At 69.5% G+C, this 13,990-nt stretch carries 15 protein-coding genes; 13 read left to right on the forward strand and 2 right to left on the reverse strand.

Translation table 11 applies throughout. From position 1 onward, the window contains the following. The 3 genes from AMYBE_RS0128775 to AMYBE_RS0128785 are packed head-to-tail and all read left to right on the forward strand — an operon-like array spanning nt 1 to nt 2,495. Nucleotides 1–789 (forward strand): glycosyltransferase family protein, encoded by a 789-nt coding sequence (locus AMYBE_RS0128775; protein WP_020662857.1) that lies wholly within the window; start codon nt 1–3, stop codon nt 787–789. Then, complete coding sequence (locus tag AMYBE_RS0128780; protein ID WP_020662858.1) at nt 789–1,457, forward strand: PIG-L deacetylase family protein; 669 nt, start codon at nt 789–791, stop codon at nt 1,455–1,457. Before AMYBE_RS0128775 ends, AMYBE_RS0128780 begins: the two co-directional genes overlap by 1 nt. Before the next feature lie 9 nt (nt 1,458–1,466). Continuing rightward, nucleotides 1,467–2,495, forward strand: coding sequence for an NAD-dependent epimerase/dehydratase family protein (locus AMYBE_RS0128785; protein WP_020662859.1), 1,029 nt, complete (start codon nt 1,467–1,469; stop codon nt 2,493–2,495). 2 nt (nt 2,496–2,497) lie between these two features. Here AMYBE_RS0128785 and AMYBE_RS0128790 read toward each other — a convergent pair whose 3' ends face one another. Continuing rightward, a complete protein-coding gene (locus AMYBE_RS0128790; protein ID WP_020662860.1) occupies nt 2,498–3,046 on the reverse strand; it encodes a dTDP-4-dehydrorhamnose 3,5-epimerase family protein in 549 nt (182 codons plus the stop codon). A 32-nt stretch (nt 3,047–3,078) separates the two neighbouring features. Between AMYBE_RS0128790 and AMYBE_RS0128795 the strand changes: the two genes are divergently transcribed. Next, the gene (locus AMYBE_RS0128795) at nt 3,079–4,173 is read left to right on the forward strand and encodes a class I SAM-dependent methyltransferase (protein ID WP_020662861.1); all 1,095 of its coding nucleotides are present in this window, start codon (nt 3,079–3,081) and stop codon (nt 4,171–4,173) included. Here the strand turns inward: AMYBE_RS0128795 and AMYBE_RS0128800 are convergent. Further along, the gene (locus AMYBE_RS0128800) at nt 4,170–5,282 is read right to left on the reverse strand and encodes a glycosyltransferase family 4 protein (RefSeq protein ID WP_211226868.1); all 1,113 of its coding nucleotides are present in this window, start codon (nt 5,280–5,282) and stop codon (nt 4,170–4,172) included. The two genes, AMYBE_RS0128795 and AMYBE_RS0128800, sit on opposite strands and share 4 nt — an antisense overlap. 140 nt (nt 5,283–5,422) lie before the next feature. Between AMYBE_RS0128800 and AMYBE_RS0128805 the strand changes: the two genes are divergently transcribed. The 9 genes from AMYBE_RS0128805 (at nt 5,423) to AMYBE_RS0128845 (ending at nt 13,974) form a co-directional block, all read left to right on the forward strand. Beyond that, entirely contained in the window at nt 5,423–6,262 is an 840-nt protein-coding gene (locus AMYBE_RS0128805; protein ID WP_020662863.1) for a YveK family protein, read from the forward strand. Next, on the forward strand, nt 6,259–7,743 hold the full coding sequence (locus tag AMYBE_RS0128810; protein ID WP_020662864.1) for an O-antigen ligase family protein: 1,485 nt from the start codon (nt 6,259–6,261) through the stop codon (nt 7,741–7,743). The genes AMYBE_RS0128805 and AMYBE_RS0128810 overlap by 4 nt, the downstream gene beginning before the upstream one ends. After that, the gene (locus AMYBE_RS0128815) at nt 7,740–8,558 is read left to right on the forward strand and encodes a right-handed parallel beta-helix repeat-containing protein (protein WP_020662865.1); all 819 of its coding nucleotides are present in this window, start codon (nt 7,740–7,742) and stop codon (nt 8,556–8,558) included. The genes AMYBE_RS0128810 and AMYBE_RS0128815 overlap by 4 nt, the downstream gene beginning before the upstream one ends. Nucleotides 8,559–8,595: 37 nt before the next feature. Continuing rightward, nucleotides 8,596–9,495, forward strand: coding sequence for a glycosyltransferase family 2 protein (locus tag AMYBE_RS42465; protein ID WP_051124779.1), 900 nt, complete (start codon nt 8,596–8,598; stop codon nt 9,493–9,495). Between the two features lie 12 nt (nt 9,496–9,507). Further along, entirely contained in the window at nt 9,508–10,158 is a 651-nt protein-coding gene (locus tag AMYBE_RS43485; RefSeq protein WP_020662866.1) for a phosphatase PAP2 family protein, read from the forward strand. A gap of 70 nt (nt 10,159–10,228) precedes the next feature. Then, complete coding sequence (locus tag AMYBE_RS0128830) at nt 10,229–11,767, forward strand: lipopolysaccharide biosynthesis protein (protein WP_020662867.1); 1,539 nt, start codon at nt 10,229–10,231, stop codon at nt 11,765–11,767. A 3-nt stretch (nt 11,768–11,770) separates the two neighbouring features. Continuing rightward, nucleotides 11,771–12,640: a glycosyltransferase gene (locus AMYBE_RS0128835; RefSeq protein WP_027928123.1), complete on the forward strand. Its 870-nt coding sequence runs from the start codon at nt 11,771–11,773 to the stop codon at nt 12,638–12,640. Between the two features lie 39 nt (nt 12,641–12,679). Further along, entirely contained in the window at nt 12,680–13,489 is an 810-nt protein-coding gene (locus AMYBE_RS42475) for a 2OG-Fe(II) oxygenase (RefSeq protein ID WP_020662869.1), read from the forward strand. Nucleotides 13,490–13,521: 32 nt separating this feature from the next. Beyond that, a complete protein-coding gene (locus AMYBE_RS0128845; protein WP_020662870.1) occupies nt 13,522–13,974 on the forward strand; it encodes a DUF2784 domain-containing protein in 453 nt (150 codons plus the stop codon). Nucleotides 13,975–13,990 lie beyond the last annotated feature (16 nt).

Here is a 13,990-nt window from a genome sequence, read left to right on the forward strand (position 1 = left end):
GTGAAGGTCGTTCTCTTCTGCGGCGGCTACGGGATGCGGATGCGCAGCGGCGCCGACGACGATCTCCCGAAGCCGATGGCCGCGGTCGGCCCCCGGCCGCTGCTGTGGCACGTGATGCGGTACTACGCGCACTATGGGCACACCGAGTTCATCCTGTGCCTCGGCTACGGCGCGCACCACATCAAGAACTTCTTCCTCGATTACCGCGAGACCGAGTCCAACGACTTCGTGCTCAGCGAGGGCCGGGTCGAACTGTTGTCGACCGACATCAGCGACTGGTCGATCTCGCTCGTGCAGACCGGTATCGAATCGCCGATCGGCGAGCGGCTGCGCCGGGTCCGCCCTTACCTCGGCGACGACGAGATGTTCCTCGCCAACTACGCCGACGTGCTGACCGACGCCCCGCTCGACGAGATGATCGAGCGTTTCGCGGCGAGCGGCGCGGGCGCCTCGATGATGGTCGTCCCGCCGGAATCGACCTTCCACTGCGTGGACCTCGCCCCGGACGGACGCGTCGGCGGGATCACCCCGGTCAGCGAGATGCCGTTGTGGTCCAACGGCGGCTATTTCGTTCTCCGCCAAGAGGTCTTCGACCATATCCCGGAGAACGGCGACCTCGTGGCGGACGGGTGTGTCGGCCTGGCGAAGGAGGGCAAGCTGCTCGGCTACCCGTACCGCGGCTTCTGGAAACCCACCGACACCGTCAAGGAACGGCTTTCCCTCAACACCGCCTACGCGCACGGCGACCGGCCGTGGATGGTCTGGGAAACCGCGCGGGCGGGACGCTGATGCGGGCCCTGTTTCCGGAGGTCTGTGCGGAGATCACGGTACTCGGCGCGCACTGCGACGACATCGCGATCGGTGCCGGCGGCAGTCTGCTCGAACTGTGCCGCGCCAATCCGGGCATGCGGGTGACCGCGCTGGTGCTGTCGGGTGCCGGCACTCCCCGAGAGGCTGAGGAACGGGCCGCGCTGGCGGCGTTCTGCCCGAAAGCGGACCTGGCGGTGACCGTTCTCGATCTCCGCGACGGCCGGCTTCCCGCGCAATGGGACCTGGCCAAGGACGCGCTCGAAGCGCTGCGCCGTCAATGCGAGCCTGATCTGGTTTTCGCACCCGCCGCCCACGACGCGCACCAGGACCACCGCGGGCTGGCGAAGCTGGTGCCGACCGCGTTCCGCGACCACGTGATCCTCGGCTACGAGATCCTCAAGTGGGAGTCCGACCTCGCCCAGCCCACCGTGTTCTTCCCGCTGGCCGAGGAAACGATCCGGGAGAAGAGCGATCTGCTCGCCACGCACTACCGGTCGCAGCACGGGCGGGGCTGGTTCGACCACGAAGCGTTCGCCGGTCTGGCCCGGGTACGCGGGGTGCAGTGCCAGCACCGGTACGCGGAGGCATTCAATGCGCCGAAACTGACGATCGCGGCGGCGCGCAGCTCCGCGGCGAAAAGGAAATGAGGAAGATCTGTGCGCGTACTCCTGACCGGACACCTCGGCTACCTCGGCACCGTCATGGCACCCGTCCTCACCGCGGCGGGCCACGACGTCGTCGGCCTCGATTCGGGCCTGTACTCGACCTGCGTGCTCGGCCCCGCGGTGCACGACCCGAAGGCGGTCGCCCTCGACCTGCGAGACGTCCAGCCGGAGCACGTCGCCGGTTTCGACGCGGTGATCCACCTCGCGGCGTTGTCCAACGACCCGCTCGGCTCGCTGGACCCGGAAATCACCTACGCGATCAACCACCGCGCCTCCACCCGGCTGGCGCAGCTGGCCAAAGACGCCGGTGTGCGCCGGTTCCTCTACGCCTCGACGTGTTCGGTCTACGGCGCCAGCGGCGGCGACCTGCTGGTGAACGAAGACGCGCCGCTGCGGCCAGTCACGCCTTATGCCGAATCGAAAGTCCGGGTGGAGGACGATCTGCTCCGCCTCGCAGACGACGATTTCAGCCCGGTATTCCTGCGCAACGCCACCGCGTTCGGCTTCTCGCCCCGGCTGCGCGCGGACATCGTGCTGAACAATCTGGTCGGCCACGCGATCCTGACCAACACGGTGAAGGTGCTTTCCGACGGAACTCCATGGCGTCCGCTGGTACACGCTCGCGATATCGCGGCCGCCTTCTCCGAGGCACTGAACGCACCTCGGGACGCGGTGCACGGCAAGGCGTTCAACGTCGGGACCGAGGCGAACAACCTGCGGGTCTCGGAGATCGCCCAGGCCGTCGTGGACGCCGTTCCCGGCGCGGACCTGCTGATCACCGGCGAAGCCGGGGCGGACCCGCGGTCCTACCGGGTCGACTTCAGCCGGATCCGGGCCGCCCTGCCGGGGTTCGCCTGCGCCTGGTCAGTGCCGGCGGGCGCGCGCGAGCTCGCCGACGCCTACCGGCGCCACCACTTGACCGAGGCCGATTTCGAGCAGCGGTTCACCCGGCTCGCCCGCCTCGCCGCGCGACGCGCGGACGGCACGCTGGGCCCGGACCTGCGCCCGATCGCTCCATGACCTCAGGCGCCGAGGCTGCGGACCAGGTCGGCCCAGGTTCCGGCGGCGGCGTCGCGGTCGCTGAGCACCGAGACCGGCAACGGCCACTCGATCGCGAGCTCCGGGTCGTCGTAGCGCACCGCGAGGTCCTCGGCCGGGTCGTGCGGACGGTCGATCCGGTAGCAGACGTCGGCGTATTCGCTGAGGACCTGGAACCCGTGCAGGAAGCCCGGCGGGATGTACAGGTGCGCGAACTCGACGTCGTCGAGGCGGAATGCCTGCTGCTCGCCGAAGGTCGCGGAGCCGGGCCGGATGTCCACGAGAACGTCGTGCACCGCACCGCGCGCGCACCGCACCAGCTTCGCCTCGCCGCGGCCGGAGCGCCCGTGCATCCCGCGCAGCACGCCCAGCCGCGACCGCGATTGCGAGTCCTGTTGGAAGGTTTCGGCGGCCAGGCCGTGCTCAGCGGCGATCGCCGTGTCGAACGTCCGGGTGAACAGACCACGCTCGTCGTGGTGCGGTTCGGGGACGAACAGCAGGACTCCGGCCAGCGCACCAGGTTCGACTCTCATCGGTCCATTTTCGCTCGGAAAGGACTTTCGCGGTGACCTCGCCACGCTGCCGCTGGTGCCGATCGGCGAACGGCGCCCTGGTGCTCGACCTCGGCGAGCAGCCGCCCGCCGACCATTTCCCGGCCCGCCTCGACCCCGGCCCGGACGCCGTCTTCGCGCTCCGGATGTGGTTGTGCGCCGAGTGCGGGCTGGCCCAGCTCGCCGAGGACGAAACCAAACCGGACGAACCACGCGGCGTAGAGCCGGCCGCGCTGGTCGAGCAGGCGGCGGACGCGGTCCGTCGCGCTGCTCCCCTGCTGCCTGCCGGCGGCACTGTTCGCGAGTACGGCAGCCCGCACGGTGGCTCGTGGCTTTCGTTGCTCGAAGCACGCGGCCTCGTCCCCGCGGCGAACGGCGCCGCCGACGTGCTCGTCGACTGTTTCGGGCTCATGCACGAGGCCGACCAGAAAGCCGCCCTGCTCGAACGTGTTTCCGGGCTGGCCGACGACGGCGTGTTCCTGCTGCAGTTTCACTCCCTCGCCTCGATCCTGCGCGAAGGACAATGGAGTGCGTTGCGGCACGGCCATTACGCGTACTACTCGACGCCGGTGCTGGTCGAAATGCTCCGCGCGGCCGGGCTCGTCGCTCGGTCCGCGTTCCGGTTCGAACTCTACGGCGGGACGGTTTTGCTGGCCGCCGCGCGCGGCGGAGCGCCGGACGACTCGGTGCGGGCACTCGTCGAGCAGGAGACCGATGCCGGGGTTGCCCGGCCGGAAGTCGTTGCCGGACTGCAGGAAGCGGCCGTTCGGCACGCGGACTCCCTCCGTCGCTGGCTGGAAGAGCAATCGTCTGCCGGGCACCGGGTGCTCGGCTACGGAGCGGCTTCCCGCGCGGTCGCCCAGCTGTGCCGGGCGGGCATCACCACCGAACTGCTGCCTGCCATCGCCGACGCCTCGGACGCCAAGCAGGGCAGACGGATGCCCGGCAGCGGGATTCCGATCGTCCCGCCCGCCGAACTGGCCGCCTTCCGCCCCGACGCGGTGGTGCTCTTCCTGCCCGACCTCCTGGCCGAGGTCCGGCGGAGCATCCCGGAAGTGGAAGCGGCCGGCGGTCGGTGGGTGCCGGCCGACGTGCTGGAGAACCGCTAACCGAGCGACTCCGCGACCCGCAGCACGTCGTCGGCGACCCGGCCCCAGGAATGCTGCGCGACGACTCGGGGAACGGCGGCTCGTACCCGGTCGTAGACGCCCTCGTCGGCCAGCAGGCCGGCGATCACCGCAGCCAGCGCGGCGGGGTCGTCCGAGTCGATCAGATCGCCGTTCTCGCCCGGGCGGACGATCTCCGGCATCGCGCAGTCGCGCCGCGCGACACACGGCAACCCGTGCGCGAGCGCCTCCACCAAAGCGATCCCGTACCCCTCGAACCGGCTGGGCATCACGAACAGGTCGTGCGTCCGGTAAAGCTCCCGCACCCGCTCGACGGGGATCCGGCCGAGAAATTCGACGCCGTCTGGCACCGGTCCCGGCAACGGCCATTCCTTGGGGCCGGCGACAGTGAGGGTAAGAGCCGGCCCGATTTCCTCGCGCAGCACCGCGAACGCCTTCACCACCACGTCGCCCGCCTTGGTGGAAAAATCCTTGCCGACGAACAGCAATCGCCGCCGCGGCCCGGCCCGGCGCGGCGGCGGGCCTGCTGGCAACCCGTTGGCCGCTGGCGGGACCACGTGCACCTTGCCCGGCTCGACGCCGGAAACCCGCACCACGTGGTCCGCCAGCCACTGGCTCATCGTGAGCAGTCCCGCGGCCTCGCGGTAGATCCGGTGCTGCCGGTCGCGCAGCCGGTACAGCGCGGCCCGGTCCAGGCCGGGGAAATGCAGTGCCCGGCCGCTCTCGGTGTCCAGGCGTTCGAGGAGGATGTCGAAGCTCGAGTCCTGGTAGAGCAGGAACGGGGTGTCGGTGCGGGCCAGGTCGCCGATCTGCACCACGACGTCCGGGCGGAGCCGGCGTTCGGCGGCCCGGAGTTTGGTTCCGGCCAGTGCCATGGTCAGCGGAAGGTGTTTCCAGTGGCTGCCCCAGCGGCCCTCGTGGCGGTGCGCGCCGAGGCCGCGCAACACCGAACGAACCGGCAGCGACCACTCCAGCCCGAGGTCGGCGACCTCGGTCCGCTCGCGCAGCGCCGCGCGCAGGTTCCACGGAGTGTGCGACCAGGTCGCCTGCGGAGGCCGGTCCCAAGCACACGCGAACCCGATCTTCGGCACGGTCACAATTCGATGCCTTTCCGATGGGCGAAAGGTTTCGTTGTCACATCCAGGCGCCTGGCTGCGACAACCAGATGACGCCGGACGGCTGATCGGCTCCCTCAGCATCATAAGAACCGCAGGAGGTGAGGGGAACTCCGATGGACTTGCTCGCTATCTTCCAGGTCGCTCTGCGGCGCTGGGTCATCCTCGTACCCGCGCTCGTCGGCTCGGCGATCGTCTGCTGGATCCTCGCGAGCACCGTTTCGCCCACCTACGAGGTGGACGGTGCGCTCAAGGTCAGCTATCCCTTCGCCGCCACTGCCGACCAGGCGGCCCGGCTTCAGAGCAATCCGTACTACGACATCGCCGCGACCGCGCTGGTGCTCGGCCAGCTGGCGAAATCGCCTGACGTTTCCGCCGCGATCACCTCGTCGGGCGGCACCGCCAAGTATCAGATCGACGACACCGGCAAAGCGGTGCTCGCCGTGACGGTGACCGACCCGAATCGGCGCAACACGCTCACCACTTACCGGGCGATCGCCTCCGAACTCGCGAAGCGGCTCGACGAGCTGCAGGCTCAGAAAGACATTCCCGGCCCGTTCCGGGTGACCGTCGACGACGTCGTGCAGCCGCAGGACGCCTCGGTATCGCACAGCAGCCAGCTCAAGACCGCGCTCGCCGTCGGCGCGCTCGGACTCATCCTCTCGCTCACCGCTTGCGTGGTGGTGGAACTGCGTTCCCGCAAGCGTTCGGCGAATCGCGGCGACAAAAGCGCGGCCGACCACTCGCCAGACAGCCACCGCGACGAACCACCGGTCGGCCCGCTTCCGGAGGAATCCGACCGGGTGGACTCTCCGGACCGCGATTTCGGCACCGCGGAACCCAGACCAGGCGAGGAAACCGCTCGTTTGCTGCCAGTCACCGCGCCGCCGAAGCAGGAACACGACGACCGGGACAAGACTGACCTCGGCGGTGTGCTCGGGCGGCTCCGGCGATGAACCGGCGTCCGGTCGACTCGCTCACCGGCAGCGGTATCGCGCGTTTCGGCACCACCCTCGCCGGGCGGCCGATCCTGCGCGCGGTGTGCGCCGTCGGCGCGCTCGTTCTTCTCGCCGTCCCGGTCCTCGCGCCGACGACGACCCCGCTGGTGGTCGCGGTCATCGTGGTCGGCGCGCTCTGGCTGAACTCCCGCCGGGACGAGCACACCGCGCTCAGCATCCTGTTCGCACTCGCCTTTCTGATCCCAGCGTCGCTGATCATCAATCCGCTCGGGCAAATCGGGGTGCCCGGACTGATCGTGGCGGCTCTGCTGCTGGCACTGTGGTGCTACGGGCGGATCGACAGCTCGCTAGGCACAGACCGGGGCAGGCAGCCGATGCGGATCGTCTGCCTGGTCTTCGTCGGCGTCGTGCTCGCCAGCTACGTCGCGGGCCAGCTGCGCGGACTGTCCCCGCTCGAAGCGTCGGCGTCCGACGCCTCGCTGTTCGGCCAAGCCTGCGCGATGGGCCTGCTGCTCTTCGTTACCGACACGCTGCGCGACATCGACGGGGTCACTCGCCTCCTGCGGCTGATCGTGGCCGCCTGCGGAGTGCTGGCGGTCAGCGCGCTGCTCCAGTTCCTCGGCGTCGTCGACCTCTACCAGCAGCTGCGCCTGCCCGGGTTGACGTTCCACTTCACCGAAGACGTCGACGCGCTCGCCCGGTCCGGCTTCCACCGGGTGCAAGGGCTGGCCGGCCACCCGATCGAGTACGCCGTGGTGCTCAGCCTGGCGATGCCGATCGCCTTGCACCTGGCGCTCACCGCGCCGAAGGGCCGCCGGTTGCGCTGGTGGGCGATGTTCGCGCTCGTCGCCGGATGCATGCCGTTGTCGGTCTCCCGGTCCGGGGTGCTGACCGCGGCCGTGGCGCTGGCCGTTTACCTGGTCAGTGTGCGGTTGCGGATGGTGTTCAACCTGATTCCGTTCGTGGCGGCCGGATTGGCCGCCATGAGCGCGATGGTGCCTGGCCTGCTGGGCAGCCTGCGCAGCATCCTGTTGCCGAGCACCCTCTCGACCGACCCGAGCGTCCAGGGCCGCACCGACGACTACGCGGCCGTTTTCACCGTCTGGCACGACCATCCGCTGCTCGGGCTCGGGGTCGGCACCTACATCCCCAAGCTGTACCGGATCTTGGACAACGAGTACCTGTTCACGCTCGCCACCATGGGCGCGCTCGGGGTAGCCGCCGAGCTCGCACTGCTCGCCACCGGCTATTCGCTGGCCCGGCGAGTGCACCGGACCGTCGCCGACCCAGTGGTGCGCAGCCTCGCTCAGGCCATCGCCGCCTCGATCGCCGGTGCCGCGGTCGCCGCGTTCACCTTCGACGCGTTCGGCTACAAGCTCATGTTCGTGGTGACGTTCAGTCTGCTCGGCGCCGCGGCCGCGCTTTGGCGGATCGCCGTCCGAGACCGTGCGGCCGAGCCGCTGGCGAGTGTCCGATGAGGCGGCTGGCGACGGCGGCTTGCGCGGGGGCGGTCGCGCTGGCGGCGGCGGGGTGCGCCGCGACCGCCACCCCCGCCGGCCCACCCCCGGCAGCACCGACCGTCGGCGCGCCGTCCGAGTCGTTGCGTCCGTCCGGATCGCTCACCGCGGACCAGCCCGGGCAGGTGCTCGACGGGCTCGACGTCCGGGGCTCGGTGACGGTTTCCGCGCCGAACGTCGTGATCGAGCGCAGCCGGTTCACCGGAACCGGAGCGGACTACTTCGCGATCACCACCATCGGCGCGGGATCGGTGACCATTCGCAATGTGTCGATCCGCGGCGACTACCTCAGCGCGGCGATCGCGTTCCACAACTGGACCGCGGAACGGGTCGACATTTCCGGCATGACGCACGACGGAGTGAAGCTGGGCAACAACGTCCGCCTCACCGACTCGTGGATCCACGACTTCGCTCCGGCACCGGGAGCCCACGCCGACGGCGCCCAGTCCGACCATCTCGCGGGTTCGATCCTGGTCGCGGGCAATGTGATCGATCCGGGAAAGGCCGAGGAGATCACCTCCGCGATCATCCTTTCCTCGTCGCCGGACCCGACCCCGGCGGTAGCCGGTCCGGTGGTGATCCGCGACAACGAGCTGGGCGGCGGGGCGAACACGCTCTATCACAACCCGGACTACCCGGACGTGGAAATCACCGGCAACACATTCCGGCGCGACTACCGGTACCAGCCGATCTACCCCGGACCGCGGCCGAAAGTCTTTTCCGGCAACCACTTTCCCGACGGAACGGCGGTTCCCTGGCCGCCCGCCGATTCCTGACCCGTAACGACCGCCCGACCCGCGACGACCTCATGGTGTGCCGAACTCCGCACCGCCTCTGTCGATCGGCCTGCCGGTCAAAAACGGCGCCGGTTTCCTCGCCGGCGCGCTGGACAGTCTGCTGTCCCAGACCTACGGCGACTTCGACCTGCTGGTCGCGGACAACGACTCCGACGACTCGACCGGGGAAATCGTCCGCGACTACGCCCGGCGAGATCCGCGCGTCCGCTATCACCGGCATGCGCAGGACATCGGGGCCGCGGCGAACTTCAACTACGTTTTCCGCGCCACGTCGGGCCCGCTGTTCAAGTGGGCGGCCGCCGACGACCTCCAGCACGAAACCTTCGTACAGCGCTGCGTAGCCGCACTGGACGAGTCTCCGGCAGCGGCTGCGGCCTGCACCGCGATCGAGCACATCGACGAGGACGGCGCCTCCCTCGGCGTCACGCACGACCTCCGCGCTTCGGACGCGGCCGAGCCGGCTGACCGCTTCGCCGACCTCATCCGCTACGACTACTCGTGCGCGGTCGCGTTCGGCGTGCAACGGCGCGCGCTCGCCGAACGCACTCGGCTGCTTCTTCCGTTCTGGGGAAGCGATCGGGTTTTCCTCGCCGAACTCGCCTTGGCCGGGCCGCTCGTCCTGGTCGGCGAGCCGCTGTTTCAGGAACGGGAGCACGGCGCGAAACTGACCACCCAGGTCGCGCAACGCCGAGTGAGCGCTTTCAACCGGAAAACCGGCTACGGCTCGCGCTTTCTCACCTGGCGGCACGCCGCGGAACTTGTCCGCGCGGTCAGCCGGGCCGACCTCACCCCGGCGCAACGGCAACGCGTCTTCTCCGTCCTCGCCAAATGGGCGGCCGCCAACCGCGTCAAGTTCGCCTGCAGCCTCGCCCGGGGGGTCGCCGAAACCGCGATCGCTCCGCTGACCCGGGCGTAAGACGTCCGGCCCATGCTGTCTCTCCGCGATGCCCGGCGCTGGCTCGTCCCGGTGCTGGCCTTCGCCGGATTCGTCCTGTCCACCCAGCAGGTGCTGAGCGCCGGGCTGCTGACTCATGCCGACGAACCGGTGCACGAACTGCTGACCACCCACCATGATGCGACGCTGGACGCGGCGATGACCGTGGTGGGCGCGGTCGCACAGTTCCCGGTGTCCGCACCGATCTTGGCAGCCTGCGCGGCATATCTGGCCATCCGGCGCGCTTCGTGGACGCCGGTGCTCGCCTGTGGCATTCCCTTGCTGCTGCTTTCCGCGACCACGGTGGCCGCCAAGGCGCTGATCGGGCGCGCCGGGCCGGACAAAACCCCGGGCACCCTCCACGACGGCGGCACCGCGTTCCCGTCCGGGCACGCGGCGACCGCCGCCGTCGTTTCCCTGCTGCTCGTCGCCCTGTTCGTCCCGGCGCGGCGGAAAACCACCTGGCTCGGCCTGACGGCCGCGTTCTGCTGGTCGCTGCTCACCGGATTCTCCCGCGTCTACACCGATGACCACTGGCTCAGCGACGTCGTCGGCGGCCTCCTGCTCGGGCTGGCCATCGGCGGAGCTGTCTTCGCGGTGCTGCGCCGGACGACCGAGTCGGATTCGATATCTCCGCGGCTGTAACCCGCCGCCGCGACCGCACGACTTCACGAATGTCCCACTGTCCCAGCGAGATCGGGCGGAAGACGACATCGTGACAGTTCACCGTCCCGGCTCCGGACAGCCGCCCGCGCCCGATTCCGCGCTGCCCGCGGATACCGCGGCCGCCACCGCCGCGCACGGCGCCCGGTGGACGGTCATCGCGATGATCGCGCGCCAGTTCGGCCGCCTCGGTTTCGCGCTGGTGCTCGCGCGGCTGCTGGGTCCGGCGGATTTCGGCGTCGCGAGCGCGGCGACCATCTACGTGTCGCTCACCGCGGTTCTCCTGGAGACCGGACTCGCCACCGGCATTGTGCAGAAAGCTCATCTGCGCAGGGAGGACGAGGGGGCGGCGTTTTGGACGGTGACCGCGCTCGGCACCCTCGTCGCAGTGCTCACCGTGGCCTTCTCCGGTGCGATCGCCGATTTCCTGGCTATTCCCCAGCTGCGGCCGGTGTTGATGATTTTGGCGACCGGGCCGGTGCTCAAGGGCCTGGCGATCGTCTCGGCCGCTCGCCTGCAGCGGGACCTGCGTTTCCGCGCGCTGTCCCTCGGCGAAGTAGCGGCCACCCTGCTGGGCGGCGCGATCGGCATCGTCGCCGCGGAATTCGGCATGCACTACTGGGCGCTCGTCGTCCAGCAGGTCTGCACCGACCTGCTGGTCCTGCTCATCTGGCTCGGCGCGGCCGGGCTGCCCGCCTTCGTGCTGGACCGCACCGCGCTGCGCTACGTCCGAAGGTTCGGGGTGCCGCTGCTGGGCTCGCAGGCCCTCGGCTACGTCGGCCGCAATGCCGACAACGTGGTGGTCAGCCATTTCCTCGGGGCCGCCGCGTTGTCGTACTACATGGTGCCCTACCGCATCATGCTGGTTCCGGTGAGTTTGCTGGGCAACGTGGCGAATCGCGTCGCCTTCCCGATCTTCGCCCGCACCCAGGACGATCCGCAGCGGGTGCGCAGTCTCTTCCTCCGGGTCACCCAGGTCATCGCGGTCCCGGTGGTGCCGGGAATGCTCGCGGTGGCCGCGCTGGCCCCGGATGTGGTGCGCACGGTGTTCGGGGCCGAATGGGGTCCGGCAGTCCCGGTAGTGATCGCGTTGGCGACCACCGGAATCCTGGAATCGCTGACCACTCCGGGCGGTTCGGTGTTCATGGGTCTCGGCCGCGCCGACCTTGCCCTGCGTTGGTCCTGGATTCCATTGCTGGTCTGCGTTCCGGCTTTCTTCGCCGGACTGCCCTGGGGGGTCACCGGGGTGGCGGCGGCCTATTCGCTCGCTACGCTGGCGCTCACGCCGTTCCAGGTCGCGGCCATCGGCCGGGTCGCCGCGTTCCGCCTCGGGGATTGGCTGCGCGCGGTCTGGCCCGCGGTCGCCGCCGGCGTGCCGGCCACCGCGGCCGGCTGGCTGGCGAATGAGGTGCTCGAAACGGGTGTCGGCATCCCGGTGCCGGCCGCCCTGTGCGCGAGCCTCGCGACGGTCGCGGTCCTCTACCTCGCCCTGCTGCGCTTGATCGATCGTCAGCTCTTCCGGGAATCGCTGGAGGTCGCGAAGTTGCTTATGAAGGGCAAGCTCGGCGGCGTCTCGGCGAAGGCGGGGTGACCGGTGAACCCCCGTGCCCATGTGGTCATTCCCGCGCATAACGAAGAGCGGACGCTGCCCCGGTTGCTGCGTGCGCTTGCCGCCGGTGCTTCGCCAGGCGAGCTGGAGATTGTCGTCGTGGCCAGCGCGTGCACCGACCGTACCGCTGCGGTAGCCGAGGCGGCCGGGGTCACCGTGTTCGAGACTGCCGACCCGGGCAAAGTCACCGCGCTCCGGCTCGGCGACGAGGTCCTGACCGGCTTCCCTCGGCTGTACGTCGACGCCGACGTGGTGCTGTCGGTCAACGCAGTGCGCGCCCTCGTCGCGGCGCTGGACACGCCGGACATCGTCATGGCGACGCCGCTTCCGCAGCTCGAACTCGACGGCGTCGGGCCGATCGCCGCACGCGCACACCGCGCCTGGGCACACCTGCCGTCGGTGCGGCGATCAGGCGTCGGCTCCGGTGTTTACGCACTCGACCGGCGCGGGCACGCCCTGGCGTTTCCGCTCCCGGACGTCCTGGCCGACGACGCCTGGGTCCATCGGGTGATTCCCGCCGCGCAGAAAACGGTGGTGGCCGAAGCCCGCGCCGCGGTGTGGCCGGCCGCCACGGTGCGCGCGCTGGTACGCCGCCGAGCCCGGGTCCGCCTCGGGAATCGGCAACTGGACCGGCTGGGACGCCCGGCAGCGGCCGGCGACAGCACCGGGCCGCGCACGCTGGCACGCCTGGTTCGAGGCGGCACCGTTTCCGCTGCCGACGCCGCGTGTTTCACCGTCGTCGTACTCGCCGATCGCGCGATCGCATGGTTTCGCCGCATTCGCGGGAACGAATCGGAATGGTCCACCGATAACACCACCAGACCTTCTACGGAACCCGAACTCCGCGCCCAGTGAAGGCAGGGTCGAGCCCTCAGGGAAAGGACGGCAAACACCATGCAGGAAGTCCGGACATTCACCTTCCGTCGCGATGACCTGTTGCCGCTGGCCGACAAGCTGCACGAGCAGTTCGTGACCGCGCAACCGTTCCGGCACGTCGTGATCGACGACTTTTTGCCACCCGAGGTCCTGGAACCCGTCCTCGCCGAGTTCCCCGAGCCCCGCGACGCGCAATGGCAAAGCTTCGACACTTCGCAGGAGGTGAAACTCGCGCTCGCGGACACCGAACGCATGGGCCCGGCGACCCGGGAACTGCTCGCCGAGTTCAACGGGCAGGTGTTCGTCGATTTCCTCGAACGGATCAGCGGCATCGAACATCTCGTTCCCGACCCGCATTTCGACGGCGGCGGCCTGCACCAGATCCGCCCCGGCGGGTTCCTGAAGGTGCACGTCGACTTCAACCGGCACCGCAGGCTCGGCCTCGACCGGCGGCTCAACGGCTTGCTTTACCTGAACAAGGACTGGGAGGAGTCCTACGGCGGGCACCTGCAGCTGTGGAACCAGGACATGTCCGAGTGCGCGCACAAGATCCTTCCGGTGTTCAACCGGTTCGTGCTCTTCGCCACGACCGACGACGCCAACCACGGCCACCCGGATCCGTTGACCTGCCCGGACGACCGGGCCCGCCGGTCCATGGCGCTCTACTACTACACCAATGGCCGCCCCGCCGAAGAGGTGCACGACGAGCACACCACGGTCTTCAAGCAGCGGCCGGGAGAGACGTGGCAGAGCAATCTGCGCCAAATCGCGAAGCGGTGGACACCGCCTGCTCTCGTCGACCTCGCGGGCCGGATCGGTAACAAGTAGCAGCGGCATCCGACAAGGAAAGGCGGAGCGCCGTGTACGCGCTGCTTGCCACATCGATGGTAGTGCTGCATTTCGCTCTGCTTTTCTACCTGCTTCTCGGCGGGCTGCTCGCCGGGCGCTGGTGGTGGACGGCGATCCCGCACGCGCTCTACGTCGGCTGGGCGGTCACGACTCTTTACGTCGCGGTCGGCTGCCCGGTCACGGCGGTCGAGAACTGGGCTCGCCGCCGCGGCGGGCAGGTGGTCGACGACCGTCCGTTCCTGTACCGGTACGTCGAGGGAGTGCTGTACCCGGAACACCACATCAACTATCTGCGTGCGGTGTTCGTGGTGGTGATCCTGCTCAGCTGGATCTACAGCGCGCGGGAGCAGTGGCTCCGGCGGCACGCGCGTCTCGCGCGCCAGAACAGCACGGCAGCGCCGTTGCCGGTACATCTGCTCCCGGACCACCCGGCCGCCTTCGCTGATGGCTCAGACAGCGCGTGAAGGCAGCTGCGGTCTC

The sequence above is a fragment of the Amycolatopsis benzoatilytica AK 16/65 genome, assembly GCF_000383915.1.
Classification (GTDB): Bacteria; Actinomycetota; Actinomycetes; order Mycobacteriales; family Pseudonocardiaceae; genus Amycolatopsis; species Amycolatopsis benzoatilytica.